Annotated in this window: 21 protein-coding genes; 8 read left to right on the plus strand and 13 right to left on the minus strand. The window is 58.2% G+C overall.

Going from position 1 to position 23,993, the window contains the following annotated elements:
• Positions 1–3: 3 nt before the first annotated feature.
• The gene (locus DV711_RS01640) at positions 4–444 is read right to left on the minus strand and encodes a universal stress protein (protein WP_114693904.1); all 441 of its coding nucleotides are present in this window, start codon (positions 442–444) and stop codon (positions 4–6) included.
• A gap of 243 nt (positions 445–687) precedes the next feature.
• On the opposite strand from DV711_RS01640, the gene DV711_RS01645 reads away from it, so the two are divergent.
• Both DV711_RS01645 and DV711_RS01650 read left to right on the plus strand, forming a co-directional pair.
• A complete protein-coding gene (locus tag DV711_RS01645) occupies positions 688–1,185 on the plus strand; it encodes a hypothetical protein (RefSeq protein ID WP_114693905.1) in 498 nt (165 codons plus the stop codon).
• A gap of 12 nt (positions 1,186–1,197) precedes the next feature.
• Positions 1,198–1,443 (plus strand): DUF1653 domain-containing protein, encoded by a 246-nt coding sequence (locus tag DV711_RS01650; protein WP_114693906.1) that lies wholly within the window; start codon positions 1,198–1,200, stop codon positions 1,441–1,443.
• A gap of 7 nt (positions 1,444–1,450) precedes the next feature.
• Here the strand turns inward: DV711_RS01650 and DV711_RS01655 are convergent, their stop codons facing one another.
• Positions 1,451–2,134 carry a hypothetical protein gene (locus DV711_RS01655; protein ID WP_133297380.1) on the minus strand — a complete coding sequence of 228 codons (684 nt, stop codon included), beginning with the start codon at positions 2,132–2,134 and terminating at the stop codon, positions 1,451–1,453.
• Positions 2,135–2,439: 305 nt separating this feature from the next.
• Here DV711_RS01655 and topA point away from each other — a divergent pair, with 305 nt between their 5' ends.
• Both topA and DV711_RS01665 read left to right on the plus strand, forming a co-directional pair.
• Entirely contained in the window at positions 2,440–5,082 is a 2,643-nt protein-coding gene (gene topA, locus DV711_RS01660) for a type I DNA topoisomerase (protein WP_114693908.1), read from the plus strand.
• 22 nt (positions 5,083–5,104) lie between these two features.
• Positions 5,105–5,629 (plus strand): DUF6586 family protein, encoded by a 525-nt coding sequence (locus tag DV711_RS01665; protein WP_114693909.1) that lies wholly within the window; start codon positions 5,105–5,107, stop codon positions 5,627–5,629.
• A gap of 219 nt (positions 5,630–5,848) precedes the next feature.
• Here the strand turns inward: DV711_RS01665 and nhaB are convergent, their stop codons facing one another.
• Complete coding sequence (gene nhaB, locus DV711_RS01670) at positions 5,849–7,360, minus strand: sodium/proton antiporter NhaB (protein ID WP_114693910.1); 1,512 nt, start codon at positions 7,358–7,360, stop codon at positions 5,849–5,851.
• A gap of 365 nt (positions 7,361–7,725) precedes the next feature.
• Between nhaB and DV711_RS01675 the strand changes: the two genes are divergently transcribed.
• Positions 7,726–8,226, plus strand: a complete 501-nt coding sequence (locus tag DV711_RS01675; RefSeq protein ID WP_114693911.1) for an O-acetyl-ADP-ribose deacetylase — start codon at positions 7,726–7,728, stop codon at positions 8,224–8,226.
• Here DV711_RS01675 and zapE read toward each other — a convergent pair.
• On the minus strand, positions 8,223–9,401 hold the full coding sequence (gene zapE / locus DV711_RS01680) for a cell division protein ZapE (protein ID WP_114693912.1): 1,179 nt from the start codon (positions 9,399–9,401) through the stop codon (positions 8,223–8,225). The two genes, DV711_RS01675 and zapE, sit on opposite strands and share 4 nt — an antisense overlap.
• A gap of 12 nt (positions 9,402–9,413) precedes the next feature.
• Positions 9,414–9,794, minus strand: coding sequence for an immunity protein Imm33 domain-containing protein (locus tag DV711_RS01685; protein WP_114693913.1), 381 nt, complete (start codon positions 9,792–9,794; stop codon positions 9,414–9,416).
• 302 nt (positions 9,795–10,096) lie between these two features.
• Between DV711_RS01685 and DV711_RS01690 the strand changes: the two genes are divergently transcribed.
• Positions 10,097–10,798 (plus strand): hypothetical protein, encoded by a 702-nt coding sequence (locus DV711_RS01690; protein WP_114693914.1) that lies wholly within the window; start codon positions 10,097–10,099, stop codon positions 10,796–10,798.
• Positions 10,799–10,844: 46 nt separating this feature from the next.
• Here the strand turns inward: DV711_RS01690 and DV711_RS01695 are convergent, their stop codons facing one another.
• Both DV711_RS01695 and DV711_RS01700 read right to left on the minus strand, forming a co-directional pair.
• Positions 10,845–11,396, minus strand: coding sequence for a VF530 family protein (locus DV711_RS01695; RefSeq protein WP_114693915.1), 552 nt, complete (start codon positions 11,394–11,396; stop codon positions 10,845–10,847).
• Positions 11,397–11,471: 75 nt separating this feature from the next.
• On the minus strand, positions 11,472–12,659 hold the full coding sequence (locus DV711_RS01700; protein WP_114693916.1) for a pyridoxal phosphate-dependent aminotransferase: 1,188 nt from the start codon (positions 12,657–12,659) through the stop codon (positions 11,472–11,474).
• Positions 12,660–12,791: 132 nt separating this feature from the next.
• On the opposite strand from DV711_RS01700, the gene uvrB reads away from it, so the two are divergent.
• Together uvrB and DV711_RS01710 are read left to right on the plus strand one after the other, a co-directional pair.
• A complete protein-coding gene (gene uvrB / locus DV711_RS01705) occupies positions 12,792–14,810 on the plus strand; it encodes an excinuclease ABC subunit UvrB (RefSeq protein ID WP_114693917.1) in 2,019 nt (672 codons plus the stop codon).
• A 196-nt stretch (positions 14,811–15,006) separates the two neighbouring features.
• The gene (locus DV711_RS01710; RefSeq protein WP_114693918.1) at positions 15,007–16,290 is read left to right on the plus strand and encodes a sensor domain-containing diguanylate cyclase; all 1,284 of its coding nucleotides are present in this window, start codon (positions 15,007–15,009) and stop codon (positions 16,288–16,290) included.
• A 133-nt stretch (positions 16,291–16,423) separates the two neighbouring features.
• Here the strand turns inward: DV711_RS01710 and DV711_RS01715 are convergent, their stop codons facing one another.
• The 6 genes from DV711_RS01715 to DV711_RS01740 form a co-directional block, all read right to left on the minus strand.
• On the minus strand, positions 16,424–18,091 hold the full coding sequence (locus tag DV711_RS01715; protein ID WP_114693919.1) for an AMP-binding protein: 1,668 nt from the start codon (positions 18,089–18,091) through the stop codon (positions 16,424–16,426).
• Positions 18,092–18,140: 49 nt separating this feature from the next.
• Positions 18,141–19,865: an AMP-binding protein gene (locus tag DV711_RS01720; protein ID WP_114693920.1), complete on the minus strand. Its 1,725-nt coding sequence runs from the start codon at positions 19,863–19,865 to the stop codon at positions 18,141–18,143.
• Between the two features lie 25 nt (positions 19,866–19,890).
• Positions 19,891–20,517 (minus strand): peroxidase-related enzyme, encoded by a 627-nt coding sequence (locus DV711_RS01725; protein WP_114693921.1) that lies wholly within the window; start codon positions 20,515–20,517, stop codon positions 19,891–19,893.
• 32 nt (positions 20,518–20,549) lie between these two features.
• Positions 20,550–21,476, minus strand: a complete 927-nt coding sequence (locus DV711_RS01730) for a branched-chain amino acid ABC transporter permease (RefSeq protein ID WP_114693922.1) — start codon at positions 21,474–21,476, stop codon at positions 20,550–20,552.
• Positions 21,477–21,609: 133 nt separating this feature from the next.
• Positions 21,610–22,488 (minus strand): branched-chain amino acid ABC transporter permease, encoded by an 879-nt coding sequence (locus DV711_RS01735; protein ID WP_114693923.1) that lies wholly within the window; start codon positions 22,486–22,488, stop codon positions 21,610–21,612.
• Between the two features lie 192 nt (positions 22,489–22,680).
• The gene (locus DV711_RS01740) at positions 22,681–23,895 is read right to left on the minus strand and encodes an ABC transporter substrate-binding protein (RefSeq protein ID WP_114693924.1); all 1,215 of its coding nucleotides are present in this window, start codon (positions 23,893–23,895) and stop codon (positions 22,681–22,683) included.
• Between the last annotated feature and the right edge of the window lie 98 nt (positions 23,896–23,993).

The following is a 23,993-nucleotide window of genomic DNA, read 5'->3' on the forward strand; positions in this document are numbered from 1 at the left end:
TTATCAGGCCGATGATTCCTGTACCCGCACTGCCAGCACATCGCACTTGGCGCCATGGAGGACGCCATTGGCGGTCGATCCCAACAGCAGCGACAGGCCATGCCGACCATGACTGCCGACGATGATCAGATCGGCACCGATCTCTTTGGCGACCCGATGGATCTCACTCTCGGTATGTCCGGATACCACGTGCAGTTGTGCGACCGGAACGCCCAGGTTGTCGGCGAAGGTTTCCAGCCGCTGTTGGGCATGCTCGTCGAGCTGTTCCTGGATGGTCGAAAGATCCATCGGTACATCGCCACCGTAAGCGAAGCTTAACGGCTCGATTACGTGGATCATGCTGAGTTGAGTCTCGCCCTGTTGGGCCATCGCCACCGCTTTGTCAGCCACCTGCCCGGATTCTTCGGTCAGATCGATCGCCAGCAGGATATGTTGATAGGCCATGGTTGATCTCCCATTGCTTTTCTCTCCCCTTAGCTTAACCCGGATTTTTGACGAAGGCGCTGAAAATCTTGATGAATTTCCTGATTTTTCTGTTCGAATCAGGACACTTTGAGAGTGGCATGGCAGCCGTTGGGGCTGAGGTTTCAAATTATCCCTTTTACACGGAATATGAGAGCAATCTGCGAACCTTTCCGGCTTAATCCGGGTTAACATAGCCGCTTCCAAATAAGAGGCGCCACCTGGATGAACTGGATTGTTATCACACTGATTTTTTTGGCAATCATCGGCTCAATGATGTGGATGAAGCCGTCACCACGCCAACGCATGCAAGCGGACTTGCGGCAGCAGGCGATGCGGCTGGGCTTTCAGGTTCAGATCAGTCGCCTGACGCTACCACGGGCGTTGGGTGAGGCGTTTGGCGAGGAGCGTAACTGTGTCGCCTATCGGTTGCCACGCTTGGCCAGGGAGCAGGGCAAACCACCCGAGTGGCAGGTGTTCAGGTTGGAATCCCATGCCAATGTCGGACTGCCCGAGGGCTGGAGTTGGGCCAAGGGGGAGGGCTACCAGAGTGATCAGGAGCTGGCTCGTATTGCGGACCTGATCGGTTCGTTGCCGGAGACCGTCTACGGCATCGAGTCGACCCCGGTATCGGTATCGATCTATTGGGACGAGCTGGGCACGCTGGAAACCATCGAGCAGTTGAAGCTGCAGATGGACCAGCTATTGACCCCGTCGAATTAACAGAGAGCAATTATGAGCACAGTTTCCGCCCCGTTGCCGGGGCTTTATCGACACTATAAGGGCAACGAATACCGGGTGATAGGTACCGCAATCCATTCAGAAACCGAAGAGCTGTTGGTGGTCTACCAACCCCAGTACGGTGAGGGTAAGCTTTGGGTCAGACCGCTGGAGATGTTTGTCGGGACGGTCATCAACAACGGAGCCGAGCAGCCCCGCTTCGAGCTGATCGAGGCCGACCAAAACGGAGCCGAACTCTAACCGGCAACTACTCGTTCTTATCCTGCTGACGTGCCTGGGTGCCGAACGGTAATGCTTGCGCAATCAGCTCGTTGACCTGTTCCAGCAACTCGCGGCGCTGTGGATTCTGATGGTGCAGCCGGGAGATAAAACTCTTGGCCTGCTTGAAGTGGGTAGTAGCCACCGCGGGTTTATCGGATTCCAGTAGCCGTTTGCCAATTCCCAGGTGGGTATCGATTTCGATCTGGTAATCAAACCGTTGCAGTTCGCCACTGAGCTCATCACACTGCAGTGAAGACAGGGCGCCGATACTGCGGCGATGGTTGGCAAAGCGGATCGCGAAGCGGATGGCAGCGTGAGCCTGCTTCATCGCCCGTTCATTCTCAAGATTGAGGCTGCCGCTGTCGCCGACGATGGTATCGGACTGGCTGCGCAGTTGCTCCAGCATTCCTGCCTCGGGTTTGATGCGACTGATCTGTTCCAGCAGGCGAACCACTTCCTGATTCAGCAGTTCCCGGGCGGGCTTGGGGCAGTCGATCTGGTTCAAGACCGCCAGTGCTTCCAGTACTTTCTCGGCTTCCAAACGAAGCTGCTTCAGCTTAAGTGCGCGCTGTAAGGCACGCTCTTGACGCCGATACACCAGATAATTTGCCAGCAGAGCCACCAATAAAATGGCGACCAGGACAACAACCAGCAGTGGTGCATTTTCCAACAAAATAACCTTCCGTTATCGACAGCTGAAGAAAGAGCGCTCATGGTACTGAAAATGCCTGAGCAGCACTACGAAAAACCGAGTTATCGGGGCTGAGAAGGTTCGCCTAAGGGGTCTGAATGGCTTGAATTCTTTGGTTCAGAACCAATGGATGCTTGACCGGCGTCGGTGCAAGCCTTATATATGACGCTCCTCAGACCCGGCTAGGGTTGTCGGAACCGGCTCGGCGGCGTTAGCGCCATTGATTTTTCATTACCGCCCCCGGTAACCGACTCAAAAATATAGGTATCAGGCTTTTATTGTTCATGGGTAAGTCGTTAGTAATCGTCGAGTCACCGGCCAAGGCCAAGACAATCAACAAGTATCTGGGCAAGGATTTCGTCGTTAAATCCAGTGTCGGTCATATTCGTGATCTCCCCACCAGTGGAGGGGGACGTTCGACAGTTGACCCGAAAGCCCGGGCCAAGGCGGCAGCCGAAACCCGCAAACTGTCACCCGAGCAGCGAGTTATCCATAAAAAGAAGAAGGCCCGCGAGCAGTTGGTGGGCCGTATGGGCGTCGACCCGGAAAAGGGTTGGAATCCCCGTTACGAAGTCCTGCCCGGCAAAGAGAAGGTGGTCGATGAGCTGAAGCGGCTGGCCAAGAATTCTGATCAGATCTATCTCGCAACCGATTTGGACCGCGAGGGGGAAGCGATCGCCTGGCACCTGCTGGAAGCGATTGGCGGCGATCACGATCGTTACAAGCGGGTGGTGTTCAACGAAATTACCAAGAAAGCGATTACCGAGGCGTTCGAGACTCCCGGTGAGCTGGATATGGACCGGGTTAATGCCCAGCAGGCCCGTCGTTTCCTCGATCGCGTGGTTGGTTACATGGTGTCGCCGCTGCTGTGGGCCAAAGTGGCCAGGGGGCTGTCGGCGGGTCGGGTACAGTCGGTCGCGGTCCGTCTGGTGGTTGAGCGCGAGCAGGAGATTCGCGCCTTCGTGCCGGAGGAGTACTGGGAAGTCGATGCGCTGGTCAACACCGCTGACAAACAGCCGGTTGCCCTAGAGGTCAGTAAGCACCGCGGTGCCAACTTCCGTCCCGGTAATAAGGCGGACACCGATGCCGCGTTGGCGGAACTGACTGCCGGCAGCTACCAGGTCAGCGCTCGCGAAGACAAGCCGACCCAGAGCAAGCCTTCGGCTCCCTATATTACCTCGACCCTGCAGCAAGCCGCCAGTACGCGCCTGGGCTTTGGGGTCAAGAAGACCATGATGCTGGCCCAGCGACTCTATGAAGCCGGTCACATCACCTATATGCGTACCGACTCGACCAACCTGAGTGCCGAAGCGGTACAGAGCTGTCGCGATTTCATTCTTGATCGCTACGGCAAAGATTATCTGCCCGAAGCCCCTCGCTCCTACAGCTCCAAAGAGGGGGCCCAGGAGGCTCACGAAGCGATCCGTCCGTCTGATGTGAATATCAGTGGTTCGACCCTGAAGGACATGGAGCGCGATGCTCAGCGTCTTTATGAGTTGATCTGGCGCCAGTTTGTCGCCTGTCAGATGCCCAATGCACGTTTTATCAGCACCCGGATCAAGGTCAGCTGCGGTGATTACGAACTGCGTACCCGCGGTCGGATCATGCAGTTTGACGGTTTCCTGAAAGCCCAGCCTTCGGCCGGTAAGAAGGATGAGGATGTGATCCTGCCGGATCTGCAGCAAGGCGATCCGCTGACGTTGGAAAAACTCGAGCCGGCCCAGCACTTTACCAAGCCGGCGCCGCGCTTTAGCGAAGCCGCGTTGGTCAAAGAGCTGGAGAAGCGGGGTATCGGCCGTCCGTCGACCTACGCATCGATCATCTCGACGATTCAGGATCGTGGTTACGTCAAACTGGAAAACCGTCGCTTCTACGCCGAGAAGATGGGCGATATCGTTACCGATCGACTGGTCGGCAGTTTCTCCGATCTGATGGACTACGGCTTTACCGCCAAAATGGAGGAGGCGCTGGACGACGTGGCCAATGGCCATGCCGACTGGAAGAACCTGCTCGACGACTTCTACCGGGATTTCAACGGCAAGTTGGAGAAGGCCGAGTCGGACGAAGGCGGAATGGCGCCGAACAGTCCCACCGAGACCGACATCCCGTGCCCGAAGTGCGAACGCCCGATGATGATTCGTACCGCCAGCACCGGCGTTTTTCTGGGCTGTTCCGGCTACAGCCTGCCGCCTAAGGAACGTTGCAAGGGTACCCTGAATCTGGTCCATGGGGACGAGGTGATCAGCGTCGACGCCGACGATGAAGCCGAATCGCGTCAGCTGCTGAAGAAGCACCGCTGCAGCAAGTGCGGCACCGCCATGGACAGCTACCTGATCGACGAAACCCGCAAGTTGCACGTGTGCGGTAACAACCCGGCCTGTTCCGGCTTTGAAGTCGAACAAGGACAGTACAAGATCAAGGGCTACGACGGCCCGGTGATCGAGTGCGATAAGTGCGGCGCCGACATGCAGCTTAAGACCGGCCGGTTCGGTAAATACTTCGGCTGTACTTCCGAGAGCTGCAAGAACACCCGCAAGCTGCTGCGTAATGGTGAAGCCGCTCCGCCCAAGATGGATCCGGTCCCGATGCCGGAGCTGCCCTGCGCCAAGGTCGAGGATCACTACATTCTGCGCGATGGGGCCTCGGGTCTGTTCCTGGCCGCGAGCCAGTTCCCACGTAACCGCGAGACCCGGGCGCCGCTGATCAGCGAGCTGATTCCGCATCAGAAGGCGATTGATCCGAAGTACCACTACCTGATGCAGGCGCCTCAGGCTGATCCGGATGGTGAACCGGCGGTGGTGCGCTACAGTCGCAAGACCAAAGAACAGTATGTGATGTCAGAGGTAAACGGCAAGGCCACCGGCTGGCGTGCCTATTACCGTGACGGGCGCTGGGTCGAAGAAGACAAGCGCAAAAAGAAAAAGTAAGCCAGGACGGCAGGAGTCCACCATGTCCAATATCTACATCGCGCGCACCAATCAGAAGCTACTGTTTGCCAAGGTGCATCTGGACCAACTCAAGCAGTCGGCAGAATCCACCGGCTGGAACAAGCATGCACAGATCGAGTCCTACGAGGAGTCGATTCTGTTCCATCTGGTGTCGGCCTATAGCGCCTACCTGCGCGAGATCGCCGAAGTTTACCGTCTTGACCCGCTGAAGATCTCCACCCGTGACGAGCTGCTGGAGCAACTGGAACAGAACGGTATGGAAGCGCCTGAAGCGAAAGAGCTGACCGAGCTGGCCGGACGTGACAGCTGGCTGTCGCAAACCCTCAAGGCCTACCGCGCCTGTTGGGTGGCGCAGGACCGGGAGCAGGCCAACCAGTCTGACCATGCCAGCCTGTCCGAAATACAGGTGGTTCAGGTCAATCCGGACCATTCAAAGGATGGCGAAGTGATCGAGCAGCTGGAAGGTTGGCTCAACAGCCTACGCGAGCTGATTGACCGCCAGCGCGAAAGCCTGAAGGAGTGGTAACCGCGCCCTGGTAACCCCGACTCTATCCAAGCCCGCCCCGTGCGGGCTTTTTTGTGTCTGTCACACGGCAGGTGTTCTGCCGGTACAAATAGGGTCTGCAGTCCCTGGCTGTCGTCAGGAGCTGCGCTAAGAGTGGGTTTGCACAGAGAAACAAAAAAGCCCCGCAGGTGCGGGGCTTTGTGATTCTGGCGCCGACTCGATGAGCCTGCGTTCAGAGGCTTAGACGAAAGCCATCACCGTCAGCAGGCCGACGACGCTCAGTACGATGGTGTACGGCAGGGCCATGATCACCATCCGCATGTAGGACAGGCGTACCAGCGGGGCAATCGCCGAGGTCAGCAGGAACAGGAAGGCAGCTTGACCGTTCGGAGTCGCAACAGACGGCAGGTTGGTACCGGTGTTGATCGCGATCGCCAGGGCTTCGAAGTGCTCCCGGGTGATGGTGCCCGCAGCGTGGGCAGCGGCGACTTCGTTGATGTAGACGGTGGCAACGAACACGTTATCACTGATCGCAGACAGGATACCGTTGGCAATGAAGAACATCGCCGGCTGTACGCCTATATCCATTGCCAGTACCGACTCGATGATTGGCTGGAACAGATGCTGGTCGTGGATAACCGAGACCACGGCGAAGAATACAACCAGCAGTGCGGTAAAGGGCAGCGCCTCTTCAAACGCTTTGCCGATCTGGTGCTCTTCGGTGATGCCGTTAAAGCTGGTGGCCAGGATGATAACCGCCAGGCCGATAAAGCCCACTTCGGCCAGGTGGAAGGCTAGGCCGATCACCAGTATTGCGGCACAGAAGAACTGGACGTAAAGCTGTGCGCGGTCACGCTTGGTCAGCTTGGCTTCCTGCGCTTCATCGAAGTCTTTCAGGATATTGAACACGTTTTCCGGAATCTGGGCGCCGTAGCCGAACAGCTTTTTCTTTTCAACGACGACCACGGTGAGCAGGCCACAGATCAGTACCGGGATGGAGATCGGTGCCACGTTGACGAAGAAGTCGATGAAGTTCCAGCCCATTTTGGCGCCGATCAACAGGTTTTGTGGCTCACCGACCAGGGTGGCTACACCACCCAGCGCGGTACCGACGGCACCGTGCATCAGCAGGCTGCGCAGGAAGGCGCGGAAATCATCCAGTTCCTGACGGTGATCGGCGTGCAGGTGATCATCCTTGGAGTGGTCATGCTTGTGGCTCTTGTCGTGGTCTTGGCCGTGGGAAGCGACCTTGTGGTAGACCGCATAGAAGCCAACACCGGCACTGATCAGTACCGCAGTAACGGTCAGGGCGTCGAGGAAGGCAGACAGGATCGCCGCCATAAAGGAGAACAGCAGTGACAGTTTGATCTTGTCGCGCACCTTGATCAGGATCTTGGTGAAGACGTAAAGCAGCATCCCTTTCAGGAAGTAGATACCGGCGACCATGAACATCAGCAGCAGGATAACCGGCAGGTTCTGCTCCACTTCATGTAGCAGGGTATGGGGATTGGTCAATCCGATCAGCAGTGCTTCGATCGCTAACAGACCACCGGGTTGCAGCGGGTAGCACTTGAGTGCCATCGCCAGGGTGAAAATGAATTCGAAGATCAGGATCCAGCCGGTCGCAACAGGACCAACGACCAGTAGCAGAATCGGGTTGATAACCAAGAAGGCGAGAATAGCCTGCTTGTACCACATCGGCGAATTTCCAAGGAAATTTCGCACGAAGGCTTGTAAATAAGTGCCTTTCATTCTTGCTTCCTACACCATTGTGAGTGAGAGGGTAGCGACGACCAAACGGCCAACACGAGGGCGCAGACGATGATTCGCATCCGGGATCATCGGTGCGTCAGGCGACGTTCAGAGGTTGCTGCGTTGTTGTCGTAGGCCGACCATTCAGGGTGGGCGCAGGCCGGCATCCAAGTTGCCGAAGCGCCCAATTTGGCGGCGCCACATCATAACAATTTTCGCAACTGCGAAGGAACTTAAAAACCTGATTTAGGTCCAGAAATACGACTAATTCAGGGGTGAATTTTTGCCGTTGCGCTGAGGGTTGTTGCGTTATCACAATCGATGACTAATCTTACCCATAGAGGCCGTTATTGCGGGAGATTCGGATGCAGATAGAGGTGGTGGAAGCTGACATTACCCGACTCGATGTGGATGCGATCGTTAATGCAGCCAACAACAGTTTGCTCGGTGGTGGTGGTGTTGATGGGACGATCCATCGAGCGGCGGGACCTGAACTGTTGACCGAATGTCGAACCCTCGGTGGCTGTCCTACCGGAGAGGCGAAAATCAGCGCCGGTTATCGTCTCCCTGCCAAGTATGTGATCCATACCGTCGGACCGGTTTGGCACGGCGGCCGGCAGAGCGAACCCGAACTGCTGGCGCGTTGTTATCAGAACAGCTTGGCATTGGCGGCTGAGCATGGGATCGGATCGGTGGCATTTCCGGCGATCAGTTGCGGCGTTTACGGCTATCCGCTGGAGCAGGCAGTGAGCATCGCCGTCAAAACTGTCAGGCGTGCCGCACCGGCTTCGTTGGAACGGGTGATTTTTTGTTGCTTCAACGATGAGTTGGCTCAGCTGTACCGTCGGGCGCTGGAGCAAGATTAACCTTGGACGTTGGTTGAGCCTCGGCGGCAATGCTCGATGCAACGTTGCCGATAGGCTTCGCTCTGCATCTCGATCAGGCGGCTGCGGGTACGCTCGAACGGTTCACTCAGTGCGCCGCTTGGATACAGCTGGCCAATAGTCACTTCGGCGGCAGCCAACAATAGTACCGACTGGTCGTATAGCTCATCGATCAGAGCGATAAAGCGCCGGGTCCGGTCATCGTTACTGCCGAGAAAGCGTCGGCGATTGGTCGCACTGGCTGGCATATCCTCGGTACCCTGAACCACCCAGTTAGCGTCGCTGCTGCCTTTCAGATCGGGGATACCGCTGAGCAGGATAATGCCGAACCGCTCGGCCAGAGCCATATAGTCGTTGGCACTGCGTGGTCCTTCACAGAGGGCATCGAAATCGAACCAGGCGGCGTGATCGTTGTATTGCTCGCAACTTACCGATCGGCCTTCAAGCGCAATCGGCTGCCCTTGCACGAGGGCCGGGCCGGCCAGCTGTTCGAATCGCAGCTGAAGTCGTGAACGGTCCGGATTGAGCAGGAACAGATCGGCGTGATTCAGTTGCCGACGGCGATGATCCAGGCCACCATCGAGGTGGATGATCCGGCAGTGCTGTTTCAGCAAGTCGATCGCCGGCACAAAGCGCTGTCGCTGCAGTCCATCGGCATAAAGCTGGTCCGGATGCTGATTGGAGGTGGCCACCAGTACCGTACCCCGTTGAAACAGTTGCGCCATTAAGCGCCCTAGCAGCATCGCATCACCGATATCACTGACAAAAAACTCGTCGAAGCAGAGTATGTCGATATCGGCGCTGATCTGTTCGGCAATTCTGACCAATGGATCCGGTTGGCCGGATAGCGCGGTCAGTTGCTGATGGACCCGGCGCATAAAGTGATGGAAGTGAAGCCGCTGAGATCGGTGGGCCGGCAGTTGTTGGCAGAACAGATCCATCAACAGGGTTTTGCCGCGACCAACCGGGCCATAGAGCCAGATACCCTGCAGCGCGGCGGACTGGGAATGGCGAGATCTGAAGCTGAGCCGCCGAGGAGGCCGCTCGATGCTGTCGATCAGCGCCTGTAACGGCTCAAGGCAGGCAAGTTGAGCCGGGTCAGTATCGAACTGCTGCTGCCGGCTCAAAGCCCGATATCGGGCGTAAAGATCGCCCATGATGGCGCGTAATCAGCTCGGCTTGAAGTCGTCGACACTTTGTACCGTGCGGGTTTCGACATCTTCCTCTTCCGGGATGTCGAAGTCCTCGACCTCCTGCCAGGCTTCTCCCGGTACCCGCTCCCAGACCGACCCCGGCTTGCTCTTGAGCAGTTCTTCCAGTGATGGGTCCATCTTGATCAGCGTCTCAACCGGGTAGGGCTGCATGTTCTTCTTATCCGCCAGCTCTTCCGGCGTTTCGTAGCCGGAATACATCCGCCAGCCGGTGTCACGCAGATCGGCTGGAACGGTTTTGTACATAAAGCGGACCGGGCAGGGCTTCTCACCCACCAGCAGTTTGGAAACCAGTGCCAGAAAAGGCTTGGGAGCATCGGTCAGGATCGAATCGGTCATAGTTGCAAGTTCTGTAAGGTTGAATGTTCTGTACGGTTGAAGTGATTGTCTGTGCGCTAATGATACCGGATGCAGGGTTTCGGGTGCTATGGGTGGAAAGTCGTGGGTGCGGGGCTCTGACAGCGGCCAGGGGGAGGTCGGCAAGCGGTTGCCGCTATCCGGCGGATTCCTGCTGCCTTTGCAGCTGTTATCAGCGCTGGTTGCTGAGCTTTCCTAGAACCGTCGGGGGTTCAACAGCATAGAGCTGTACTGGCGTTAAACTTGCTATGTTTTCAGGGATAAACGAAAACTCGGAGCCGAGCATGTCACTATCCAGTCAGTTGTTACCCGCCGGTGCTGCTCGCACTGGGTTGAGCCAGGAGTCGATCGGTTTGCTGCATCGACGGGGGCTGTCAGAAGAGCAGGTCGATCAGTTTGAAGCCCTGCTGATGTCGGCAACCGAGAAGCTCAGCGCCGATCAGACCGCGAAGCAGGTGTTGGCCGGGCTCTCAGCCGCTGACATGCAACTGCTACAGCGAGCGACCAGTTTGGCCGATCCGATTCATATCGAGTCTTTGAGCGATGAGGGTGCGATCAACCTGTTGGCCCAGCCGGACAAGACCGGCATGGTGGATCTCAATAACGACGGTGTGGTGGAGATCGGCAAAGCCAAGACGCTGGCCTATCCGCCACTGAATGCACCGGTAGGTGTGCACGAGGCTTGGGAGCGCGCTACCGCGAATCTTTCCGAAGCCGATGTGATGATGCTGCAATTCCATATGGCCACCGCCAACGGTATCGAGCTGGGCACCCACCTTCCCAAACCATCAGGATTGAGCCCGGAACAGGAGTGGTCAACCGCGGGTTGGCAGGCACTGTTGGAAAAGATGCGTTCGGCGCTGGATTTCTCGGTGTCGATGGACGGCTGGACAAGGACCAATCGAATTCAACAGGATTTTTACAACCGCTTTGAGCACGAATTGGCGTCAATGAGCCCGCAGGAATCGAATTCGCGACCGGCCTGAACGCTTGCAGGGAGGCGATCGGGCGATCCTACGTCACAGCCTCCGGTTATTTCTTTTCCCATTTGGACCAGGGGTTGAAGGACTGCTCGCTGCTTTGAGGCTTGGTTTTTGGTTTTGGTTTTGAGTCGCTCGCGTTGCCGGAGGGTTTGTTCTTGGCATCCTTGCTGAAGGGGCTGCGGCGCTGTTGTTGCGGCTTTTTACGGCTGTGATAGCCCGAGTTCTGCTTCCAACTGGCGGCCTTGTCACGCTTTTTTTGATTCAGGCGAGCGGCGTCTTCCAGGCTCAACTCGGCCGGCTCGCCTGGTAGCTGGCCATCCGGAATGATCCGTTCTCTCGGCGGGAGCTTGAACTGAGTCGAGCTGGCTTTGGGCAGGTTCTTGAATTGGTAGAGATAGAAAGTTTCCACCTTTTCCCGCGCCCAGTCGGTCTTTTTCAGAAATTTAACGCTGGAGTCGACGCTGGGGTTGGTGCGGAAACAGTTGATATTGAGATAGGCGTAGAGGATCTCAAATCCATAGTGTTCAACGAGTTCGGTGACCAGGGCTTTCAGTCCGAGGCCGTGGAGCGGGTTGTTGCGGTAGTTGATCTCGTCGTTCATGGGATGCCTGTTCAGTGATGGAGTGGTGCTAAAAAAAAACCGGGCCTTGGCCCGGTTTTCTGTGGCTGGATCCGATTAGCCCTGCAGGGCGTTCTTGATCCGGCTGATCGCTTCTTCCAGTACTTTCATGCTGGTAGCGAAGGACAGACGCATCTGGCCGGGAGAGCCGAAGGCCGAGCCCGGTACCAGGGCAACGCCGGCTTCGTTCAACAGGAACTCGGCCAGGGCGATGTCGTCTTCGAACTCCGGACGGGAATCGATCACCTGCTGGAAGCTCGGGAACGCATAGAAGGTGCCGTCGGCCGGGATGCAGTCGACCCCGTCGATTTCGTTCAGCGCATCAACGACGAAGTCGTGGCGCTGCTTGAAGGCAACCAGCATCTCTTTGACGCAATCCTGTGAGCCTTCCAGGGCAGTCTGGGCCGCAACCTGAGAGATCGAGGTCGGGTTGGAGGTGGACTGGGACTGAACCTTCTTCATCGCCTTGATCAGGGTTTCCGGTCCAGCCGCGTAGCCGATCCGCCAGCCGGTCATCGAGTAGGCTTTGGAAACACCGTTCAGCACGATGGTGCGGTCGTACAGTTCCGGGCAGGCCATCAGGATGTTGCAGAACGGCTCGTCGCTCCACAGGATGTGCTCGTACATGTCATCGGTGGCAACCAGAACGTTGGGGTGCTTCTTCAGCACTTCACCCAGCGCTTCCAGCTCGGTACGGGAGTAGGCCACACCGGTGGGGTTGGACGGGCTGTTCAGTACCACTAGCTTGGTCTTCGGCGTGATCGCCATCTCCAGCTGCTCCGGAGTCAGCTTGAAACGCTGCTCCTGGGAGGTACGAACGATAACCGGAACACCGTCGGAAACGGCGACCATATCCGGGTAGGAAACCCAGTAAGGAGCCGGAATAATCACTTCGTCGCCTGGGTTGATCAGCGCCAGAGACAGGTTGAAGAAGCTCTGCTTACCACCGCAGGAAACCAGAATCTGGGTCGGCTGGTACTCCAGGCCGTTGTCATTCTTCAGCTTGTTGATAATGGCATGCTTGAGCGCCGGGGTGCCGTCAACGGCGGTGTACTTGGTGAAGCCTTCGTTGAGGGCTTCAATAGCTGCGTTTTTAATGTGATCCGGGGTGTCGAAATCGGGCTCGCCCGCGCCCAAGCCAATAATGTCTTTACCGGCTGCGCGCAGTTCAGCGGCACGGTTGGTGACCGCCAGCGTGGGTGAAGGCTTGATGTTGTTAACCCGATCGGAAAGTTGCAGGTCCAAGTTGGTGTCCTCTCAAATGAGCTGATCATAAATGTCGGTTTTCTCGACATTGTGCTCCGAAAACTCAACCATTCCGGAGCGCCGAAAAAAAGCCGTATAATTGTACAGATTCACCCCGGCTCAGGAAACCGTATGCCCAGTTTATTTGAGGTCAATTCGCGCTTTGACCCCGCCGGCGATCAGCCGGTCGCCATCGCCCAGCTTTCTGACGGTATCAATGCCGGTCTGGCCGCCCAAACCCTGTTGGGTGTGACCGGCTCCGGCAAGACCTTCACCATCGCCAACCTGGTAGCGCAACAACAGCGGCCGACGATCGTGCTGGCACCGAACAAGACCCTGGCAGCCCAGCTGTACGGTGAGTTTCGCGAGTTCTTTCCCAAGAATGCGGTGGAGTATTTCGTTTCCTACTACGACTACTACCAGCCTGAAGCCTATGTGCCGGCCTCGGACACCTATATCGAGAAGGACTCGTCGGTTAACGAGCATATCGAGCAGATGCGGCTGTCGGCCACCAAGGCGTTGCTGGAACGCCCCGATGCGATCATCGTCGCCACGGTCTCGTCGATCTACGGCCTGGGCGATCCGAAGTCCTACCTGAAGATGATGATGCACCTGGATCGGGGCGATCGGGTTGATCAACGCACGATTCTGCGACGCCTGGCCGAATTGCAGTACACCCGCAACGACGTTGAGCTGCATCGCGCCACCTACCGGGCCCGCGGTGACGTGATCGATATCTTCCCGGCCGAGTCCGAGCGCGATGCGATTCGGGTCGAACTGTTCGACGATGAAATCGAACAGCTCAGTTACTTCGATCCGCTGACCGGCGAGACGCTGCGCAAGGTGCCCCGGGTGACCGTCTATCCCAAGTCACACTATGTCACCCCGCGTGAAGTGCTGCTGGAGGCGGTCGAGAAGATCAAGGTTGAGCTCAAGGAGCGGCTGGAGCGGCTGCGCGAGAACAACAAGCTGCTGGAGGCCCAGCGCCTGGAGCAGCGGACCCAGTTTGATATCGAGATGATTCTGGAGCTGGGATATTGCACCGGGATCGAAAACTACTCCCGCTACCTGTCCGGCCGCGAAGCCGGACAGCCACCGCCCACGTTGTTCGAATACCTACCCGAAGGGGCCTTGCTGGTGATCGATGAATCCCACGTCACCATTCCGCAGCTGGGGGCGATGTACAAGGGCGACCGCTCCCGTAAGGAGACGCTGGTGGAGTACGGCTTCCGGTTGCCGTCGGCGCTGGACAACCGACCGCTACGGTTCGAAGAGTGGGAGCAATTGGCGCCCCAGGCGGTGTATGTCTCGGCCACGCCGGGTAAGTACGAAGGGGAACATGCCGGTCAGGTGGTCGAGCAGGTGGTACGCCCGACCGGCTTGGTGGATCCGGAGATCGAGGTGCGCCCGGCCACCACTCAGGTTGATGACCTGCTCAGTCAGATTAACCAACGCACCGAGCGGGGCGAGCGGATTCTGGTCACCACGCTGACCAAGCGGATGGCCGAAGATCTGACCGAGTATCTCGATGAGCACGGCGTTCGGGTGCGCTACCTGCACTCGGATATCGACACGGTGGAGCGGGTCGAGATTATCCGGGATCTGCGGATCGGCGAGTTTGATGTGCTGATCGGTATCAACCTGTTGCGAGAAGGGCTGGATATGCCCGAGGTGTCGCTGGTGGCGATTCTGGATGCCGACAAAGAGGGCTTTCTGCGCTCGGACCGTTCGCTGATCCAGACCATCGGTCGGGCGGCACGGAATCTGAACGGTAAGGCGATCCTGTACGCCGACCGGGTCACCGGCTCGATGCAACGGGCGATCGATGAGACCGAACGCCGACGGGCCAAGCAGTTGGCCTTCAATGAAGCCAACGGAATCGTCCCCAAGAGCGTCAGCAAGTCGATCGCCGACATCATGGAAGGCGCCCGGGTACCCGGCAAGAAGGCGGCCAAGAGCAGCCGCAAGGTGGCCGAGCCCAAAGCCGATTACAGCACCGATCCGCAGGCGATGTCGCCGAAGGAGCTCAGCCGGGCGATCACCAAGCTGGAAGATCAGATGTACGAGGCTTCCAAGAATCTGGAGTTCGAACAGGCCGCCTACTACCGTGACGAGCTGCAGAAATTGAAACAGCATGCGCTGGTGGGTTGAATCGTTACGACAAAAGGCAGATTGTTAGGGTTTCGCCGCCGCTGCTACCCTAAGAGCCCGCTCTCTAGGTGGTCTCGGTTGGGACCGGATAAACCGGATTCGATCTCCCGCAGTCGGAGTCGAATGGATAAAGCCAGAGCTATTGAAACGCCTGCTGTGGGACCGCAAGGGCCGGGCAGCAGGAAGCAGGGATTCGATGTTTGATGATGCTGATGACTTTTCGTTTATCCACGATCAGATGGCGGATGCCGTCTATCTGATCGACCCGGCCAGTTCGAATATTATCTGGGTCAACCGAGCCGGTCATGAAGATCTGCTGATGCAAAGGCATGAGGTGCTGAATCATTCGGTGCTTAGCCTGCAGAAACACGTGACCGAAAATGGTCAGTGGCAGGCGATCGCCGACGTGATCCGTGCCGAGAAACGCTATACCTTCAATGGCCATCACTGCCGCAAGGATGGTTCTGAATTTCCGGTAGAAGTGAACACCACCGTCTTTGTCCATCAGGACAAAGAACTGTTCCTGTCCGTTGCCCGGGATATCAGCAGCCGACGAGCTTACGAGTCCAAGGACAAGGGGCGTGAAGCGCAGATTCTGACCGCGATCGATGCCAGCAGCGATGGTCTCTGGGATTGGGAGATCGAGGCCGGCGCGGTCTATTTCAGCCCGTCGCTCAAACGCATGCTGGGCTATGGCCCCGACGAGATGCCGCCGGTGGTCGAAACCTGGAAAGATAATATTCACCCCAGCGACCAACAACGGGTGCTGAGGATCATGGGCGAACACCTGAACGGGCAGCGGGAGCGCTACGCGGCGACCTATCGTCTGCGTAACCGTAACGGCCATTATCTTTGGGTCCACGATACCGGCTGTGTCTCCGAATACGATGAGGAACTCAAACCGGTGCGTGCTACCGGAATAGTCACCGATGTGACCCGTCAGAAGTTGCTGGAGCAGCGCCTGCAGGAGCTGGCCGCTTACGATGAGCTGACGGGGTTGCGGAATCGTCGCGAGAGTCGTCGCGTGTTCGATAGCCAGCTGCATCTGGCAGAACGTCACCATCAGCCACTGGGCATGGCCCTGATCGATCTGGACTTTTTCAAATCCGTTAACGATCAACTCGGCCACGTGGGCGGCGACTACGTACTGAAAACGGTGGCCCGGGTGTTGGAAGAGCGGGTCCGTCGGTCGGACTTTCTATTTCGCTGGGGCGGTGAGGAGTTTTTGCTGTTGAGCCCGCAGACCGAGCTGCAGGCGATGATCGAACTCTGTGAACAGCTTCGACATGCGTTGGAAACGTACGAGATGTGCTACGAGCAGCAGTGCCTGTGGTTAACGGCGAGCTTCGGTATCGCGACCTATCCAGACAGCGGGTCCGAGCCGAGCGAATTGATGTTGGCGATGGATACTGAGCTCTACCGGGCCAAATCCCAGGGACGAAATCAGGTCTGCTACCCGGATAAGTGCCGGCACAGCTAAACACCGTCTGCTCCGTTGTGGCCCATCGTTAGGCCGAGCGTTATGAACCCCTCGATCGCGCTGCAAAAAAAGCCCTGCCAGCCGCTCCTCAAGGCTGACAGGGAAGGCCTACGATAGGAATCTATTGCGGCACTCAGGCCGCGCCTTGACCATCCAGCTCATCCACGGCCCGCTGACGCAGCAGGAAGCGTTGCAGCTTGCCGCTGGGCGTTTTCGGCAATTCGGTGACGAACTCGATCTCGCGCGGGAAAGAGTGGGTCGACAGACGGTTACGAACGTACTGCTGCAGCTCTTCCACCAGCGCGTCATTGGGCTCATCCTGTTCCCGGATCACCGCGTAGGCCTTGACGATCGAGCCACGCTTTTCGCAGGGCTTGGCGACCACGGCGCTTTCGATAACCGCCGGATGTTCCAGCAGGGTGCTTTCGACGTCGGCCGGACCGATCCGATAACCGGCGGAGGTGATGATGTCATCGTCACGACCGGTGTAGGAATGGGAACCGTCGGCGTTGCGGATCACCATATCGCCGGTCAGGTAGTAGTTACCGTGGTACGGCTTCTTGTCGGAGAAGCTGTAACCCATAAAGAAGAACTGCGGCGACTGACTGACGTCGACCGCCAGCTGACCGGTCTGTCCCGGTTCGACCTCGTTGAACTCGTCATCCAGTGCTACCAGGCGGTAGCCGGGCATCGGGAAGCCCATGCAGGCGACATGCTCTTCGTGATCCAGGGCGTGGTAGTTACATGCGGTCATGCCGGTTTCGGTCTGACCGTAGTGGTCACGAACCGGGCAGCTGAACACACGATCCATCCAGTTGGCGACTTCCGGGTTCAGTGGTTCGCCGGCGCTGCTGGCGACGCGCAGGTTGATGTTGTAGTCGGCGCGCTGGGCTTCATTGGCCATCAACAGGCGGTAGGCGGTGGGTGCCGCGGCCAGGTTGGTGATCTCGAACTCCTGCATGAAGGCGTAGGTGTTGTCGGCGGTGAAACCATGCTCGTTGAAGTGGGTGGTACAACCCAGCAGCAGCGGGCCGACAACGGCATAGTAGAGACCGTAGGCCCAACCCGGATCGGCCACGTTCCAGTAGTTGTCTTCATCACGCAGGCCGATCGCCAGCTCCATATAGGTCCAGAACGAGACCAGTGCCTTGGCTGGAACCACAACGCCCTTGGATTTGCCGGTGGTGCCGGAGGTGAACATCTGCAGGAACGGCTCGTCCTGACCGATCAGGACCGGTTCGAACTGATCGTCCTGGCTGTCGACGGCCTGCTGCCACAGCAGGTCGGATTCAGAGGCGCAGGCTTCGCTGCTGTCGGCCACCAGCATGGTTTTGGGCAGGTTTTTAACATCGGCCAGCTTGGGCCACTGCTCGGGGTTGGTGATGATCAGCTTGGAGCCGGCACAGTTGAGTCGGTATTCGATCGCACCGGAACCGAAAGCGGTGAACAGCGGCTGATAAACACCACCGGCACGCAAGGTTCCCAGTACCGCGATCAGCAGCTCCGGGGTCCGGGGCAGCAGGCAGGCAACCCGGTCGCCTTTGCCGATACCCTGACTCTTGAGCATGTTGGCGAACTGGGCCGAGCGGCGTTGCAGTTCGGCGAAGCTGAGCTCGCCCTTGCTGCCGTCGATGCGCTGGTAGCGCAGCGCGGCTTTGTCCGGGTTCTGTTGGACGTGGCGATCGCAGCTCTCGACGCAGACGTTGATGCCCGGTGCTTCGCTCAGCTGGCCGCTGAACTGCGACTCGATCATCTGCGGGGTAAATTTGGCGATATAGTCCTGATAAGTTTGCTCAGTCATAACCTTACCTATTGTTTTAATTTTGTAATTCGAGAATGAATCGAGTCGATCAGCTATCCAGCCCCAGCTCGTCGATGGTGATTTCGCGCATCTTGAACTTCTGGATCTTGCCGGTCACGGTCATCGGGAAGGCGTCGGTGAACTTGATGTAACGCGGCACCTTGAAATGGGAGATCTTGTCCTTGCAGTAGTCACGCAGCTCCTGCTCGGTCAGATCCGCCTCGGGTTTGAGAATGATCCAGGCCACCAGCTCTTCACCGAACTTCTTGTCCGGTACGCCGGTAACCTGGGCATCGGAGATCGCCGGGTGGGTGTAGAGGAACTCCTCGATCTCACGGGGATAGATGTTTTCCCCGCCGCGAATAACCATGTCCTTGCTGCGGCCGATGATGCTGATGTAACCCTCGTCGTCCATGGTCGCCAGGTCGCCGGTATGCATCCAGCCGGCACTGTCGATCGCATTCAAGGTCGCTTCCTCGTTGTTCCAGTAACCCAGCATGACGCTGTAGCCACGGGTGCAGAGCTCGCCAATCTCGCCACGGGGGACGATCTTGCCCAGAGAGTCGATGATCTTGGATTCCAGGTGCGGTTGAGTTCGGCCAACGGTGCTGACGCGCTTGTCGATCGGATCCTCGGCGCCGGTTTGGGTGCTGACCGGGCTGGTTTCGGTCATGCCGTAAGCGATCTGCACCTCTTTCATGTGCAGCTGCTCGATCACCTGCTTCATCACCTCCACCGGGCAGGTGGCGCCGGCCATGACGCCGGTACGCAGTGAGTCGAGGTTGTAATCGGCAAATGTCGGGTGCTCCAGCACCGCGATAAACATCGTCGGTACACCATAGAGTGCAGTGGCGCGCTCTTCGGCGACGGCCTTGAGCACTGAATCGGGCTCGAACGCTTCGCTCGGGTAGATCATGGTGGCGCCGTGGCTGACGCACCCCAGGTTACCCATCACCATGCCAAAGCAGTGGTACAGCGGCACCGGAATCACCAGGCGGTCCTGGTCGGTGAAACGCTGGCTCTCGGTAACGAAGAAACCGTTATTGAGGATGTTGTGATGGCTCAGGGTGGCGCCTTTCGGGAAACCGGTGGTGCCGGAGGTGTACTGGATATTGATCGGGTCGTCGAACTGCAGTTCGCTCTGGCGCTCCTGCAATGCATCAACGGAGCTGTTATCAGCCTGATCCAGCATCTGCTGCCAGCTCATGAAGCCGGCGGCCGGGGTGTCGGACAGGGTAATCACGCCGTTCAGGTGCGGCAGCGCCGGGGTGATCAGCTTGCCGGGTGCAGACTGGGCCAGTTCCGGTACCAGCTTGTTCAGCATGGCGGTGTAGTCGGAGCTTTTGAACTGATCGGCGGCGATCAGAAAACGGCATTCGGACTGGTTCAGGGCGTATTCCAGCTCGTGCAGGCGATAGGCCGGGTTGATGTTCACCAGCACGGCGCCGATCTTGGCGGTGGCGAACTGGGTTACACACCATTGGGCGTTGTTGGGTGACCAGATACCGACACGATCACCTTTTTCGACGCCGATCGCCATCAGCGCACGGGCGCAGCGCTCGACCTGTTGCTGCAGTTCACGGTAGCTCCAGCGAATGCCCTGATGCATCGACACCAGGGCGTCGTTGGTGGCGTACTCGCTGGCGATCCGGTCGAACAGATCGCCGATGGTTTCACCGATCAGCGGGGTGCTGCTGGTGGCGCTAGTGTAACTGGCAGCGGCTGCTTTTACAGAGCTAGGGTTAGGAGCAGAAGGGGAAGTAGGCGCGTTCATTCGCAGGACCTCCGAAATATTATGGTTATTTTGTTATTTGGGACTGCCGGGCCTCGGCTCGAGGAGCCGCTGGCAGGTCGCGGTACTGGCTGTGATACTCGGGGTTGGGGACCATTTCGGTGGCGCCGGCCAACCGATTGGTCATGTTGTAAAAACCGGTGAGGGAGGCGATATCCCAGATCTCGGTATCGCTGAAACCGGCATCGCGCAGCGCCTGGCGGTCGGCTTCGGTGGTTTGATCCGGATGACGGGTCAGCCGATCGGCAAAATCGAGCATCGCCCGATGACGGGGGCTCAGGTCGGCGGCGCGGTAGTTCATCACCAGCTGCTCGCCCAGAATCGGGTCTTCGCTGTACTGTCGAACCGCCGCACCATGGGCAGTCAGGCAGTAGTAGCAGTGGTTGGCGGAGGAGACGACCACGGCGATCATCTCCCGTTCCAGCGCACTCAGGCCGGACTCGCCCAACATCAGGCAGTTGTAGAGTTGGGCGAAGGCATCGAACTGCGGCAGGTTATGGCTGTAGGCGGCCAGTACGTTCGGCACCATTCCGAGCTTTTCCTGACATATCCCCAGATAGCGTGCGGTGGTATCGGGCAGCTGTTCCAGGGTTGGAACCGGCAGGTCCAGGGCGGTAGGTTTCGGGTTAATCATACTGACCTCGTTTAGCCGTTTTCTAACGTGGATTAGAAGTTACGCTTGACCAGCTTCTGCAGTTCGCCGACCAGACCGTTACGGAAGGCCAGTACGCAGATCACGAACACCACACCCATGATCACGTGGATGTAGTTGCCCAGCGGTCCCGCGGCCAGGGCGTTCTGCAGGGTAACGATGGTGCCTGCGCCCAGTACCGGCCCCCAGATGGTGCCCATACCGCCCAGCAGGGTCATCAGTACCACCTCACCGGACATGAACCAGTGGACGTCGGTCAGCGAGGCCAGTTGGAACACCAGCGCTTTGGTGGAGCCGGCCAGACCAGCCAGGGTGGCGGAGATCACGAAGCAGAGCAGTTTGTACTGATTGACCTTGTAACCCAGCGAGATGGCACGGGGCTCGTTCTCACGGATCGCCTTCATCACCTGGCCGAACGGGCTGTGGATGGTGCGGTAGATCAGCGCAAAGCCACCGATAAAGACTGCCAGCACGAAGTAGTACATCACCAGGTTGTCGGACAGGTCGATCACACCGAACAGCTTGCCGCGGGGAATCCCCTGGATACCGTCCTCACCGCCGGTGAAGGGGGCCTGCAGGTAGAAGAAGAAGGCCAGCTGGGCCAGCGCCAGGGTGACCATGGCGAAGTAGATCCCTTCACGCTTAACCGCCAGCTTGCCGTAGACAAAACCGATGGCGGCGGAGACCGCGACACCGGCCAGGATGGCGACTTCCGGGGTCAGGCCCTCGACGGACAGCATCAGGTAACCGGTGATGTAGGAGCCGCTTCCCAAGAACACGGCGTGGCCGAAGGAGAGCAGCCCGGAGAAGCCCAGCAGCAGGTTGAATGCACAGGCAAACAGGGCGAAACAGAGGACTTTCATCAGAAAGACCGGGTAGAGGACCAGCGGCGCAACCAACGCCAGTCCCAGCAGAATCAGATTGAGTTTTTTATTGTTCATTTTCGATACCACCAATTGTTCAATATCGTGACGACTGGATAATCAGAGTCGGTTCGGATAATGGCTGGGCGGGCTTTCAACGGGGTTGAGGTTGCTACCCAGCCTGTCTCTCGCAGATTTCGGCCCTGATTGATCAGGCCTCTTTGCCGAACAGTCCGGCCGGCTTGGTCAACAGCACCAGTACCATGACCAGGAAGATCACCGTGTTGGAGGCTTCCGGGTAGAAGTACTTGGTCAGGCCTTCGACCACACCCATGCCCAGACCGGTGGCGATAGCGCCGCCGATGGAGCCCATGCCGCCGATGACCACGATGGCGAACACGACGATCAGGATATTGGAGCCCATCTCCGGGGACACCGAGTAGACCGGGGCGGCCAGGACACCGGCGAAACCAGCCAGCGCAACACCGAAGCCGTAGGTCAGGGTCACGATCAGCGGGACGTTGATACCGAAGGCCTGCATCAGTTGCGGGTTCTCGGTGCCGGCACGCAGGTAGGCGCCCAGCTTGGTTTTTTCAATCAGCAACCAGGTACCCAGGCAGACCGCCAGTGAGACGACGATGATCCAGGCGCGGTAGGTCGGCAGGTACATGAAGGGCAGGCGGAAGCCGCCTTTGAGCTCGTCCGGGATGGCGTAGGGCAGACCGGATGAACCGTACCAGTGGGTGAACAGGCCCTGCAGCACCAGCGCGACACCGAAGGTCAGCAGCAGGCTGTAGAGGTGGTCTTCGTTGGCGATCGGACGAATCAGGAAACGTTCGCACAGGATACCGATGGCGCCGACGGCCAGCGGGACCAGGAACAGTGCCCACCAGTAGCTGATGCCGAGATAGTTGAGGCCCATCCAGGCGCCGAAGGCACCCAGCATGTAGAGCGCGCCCTGGGAAAAGTTGATGACCTTCAGTAGTCCGAAGATTATCGCCAGACCCAAGGCGAGCAGGGCGTAGAAGGAGCCGTTAATCAGCCCGATCAGCAGCTGGCCGAACAGGGCGAACAGGTTGATATCAAACATAAACTCACCTGACCTGATTGCAGAGGCCGATCCTCGGCCGCTGTCTCCGACGGGTTGGGTGCTGGCGCAAACTGTCGAGCTTGCGCAGCGGGTCCCGTCTGTTGTTATTACCAGCCGTTATGCAAACGACTGTGGGAAATTCGGTGGCGGCGCCGGCCGGTTAGACCGACGCCGCGGTACTACTGAGGGTGCTTAGCTCTCCAGAGCGAACTTGCAGCCACCCTCTTCGAGCTTCAGGAAGGCATCTTTGCCCGGGATGATCTGTTCGATGGCGAAGATATCGTTGCCATCGCGACGCTCGTCGGCGTTCTTGATCCGAACCTGCAGCATGTCGTGAACCATGCGGCCGTCCTTACGCAGGTAACCGTTGCGAGAGAAGAAGTCCTCGACCGGCATCTCCTTCATCTTGGCCATAACGGCTTTCGACTCGTCGGTACCGGCAGCTTCGACCGCCTTCAGGTAGTGCATGGTGGAGGAGTAGGCGCCGGCATGCGGCATCGCCGGGATCTTGCCGTCCATACGGGCCATGTAGCGCTTGGACCACTCGCGGGTCTGGTCATCCATATCCCAGTAGAAACCGGTGGTCAGCTTCATGCCGCCGGCAACGGCCGGATCCAGCGCCTGGGCGTTGGGGGTGAATACCAGCAGACCAGCCACATCGACCATGTCGGTGACACCGAACTCGGCGGCGGTCTTCAGCGCGTTAACCATATCGGTACCGGCGTTGGCCAGTGCGATTACGTCAGCACCGGAAGACTGTGCCTGCAGGATGTAGGAAGAGAAATCGGTGGTGCCCAGCGGAGCGCGAACGCCGCCGACCACTTCACCACCGTTGTTGCTGATAACGCCGGTGGCGACTTTTTCCAGCGCGTGACCGAAGGCGTAGTCAGCGGTAACGAAGAACCACTTCTTCTTGCCGCTCTGTACCATCGGCTTCACGGTACCGTTGGCCAGAGAGACCACGTCGTAGGTCCAGTGAGCGTTGAACGGGGAGCAAGCCTTGGTAGTGAAAGCGTGGCTGGCGGAGGCGGCGATCAGGGTGATCTTCTCCTTGGAGCTCATGAACTTGGTCACCGCACCGGTAACCGAGCTGGCGACCGCACCGTTGATAACGTCGACATTCTCTTCTTCGACCCACTTACGGGCGATAACAGAGCCGACGTCCGGCTTGTTCTGGTCGTCCGCGTGAACTACTTCAATTTTCTTACCCAGTACGGTGCCGCCGAAATCTTCGACTGCCATCTTGACCGCTTCAACACTGCCCTGGCCGGAGATGTCGGCGTAGACGCCGCTCATGTCGCCCAGTACACCGATCTTGACCACATCATCGGATACATTGGCGGCCTGGGCGGTGGTGCCGGCGGCAACCATGGCACTGATCAGTAGAGTTTTACGCATTACGTTCATGGATTTCTCCCATCTTCTTGTTGTAGTACGACGTCGTACGATTTTTGTACTGCGGTTGTTTTCAGGTGGATTGTCGCCGTAGGCGGCTTACTGCCTGA

Origin of the sequence: Motiliproteus coralliicola (assembly GCF_003345655.1) — a bacterium.
GTDB classification, from domain to species: domain Bacteria; phylum Pseudomonadota; class Gammaproteobacteria; order Pseudomonadales; family Balneatricaceae; genus Motiliproteus; species Motiliproteus coralliicola.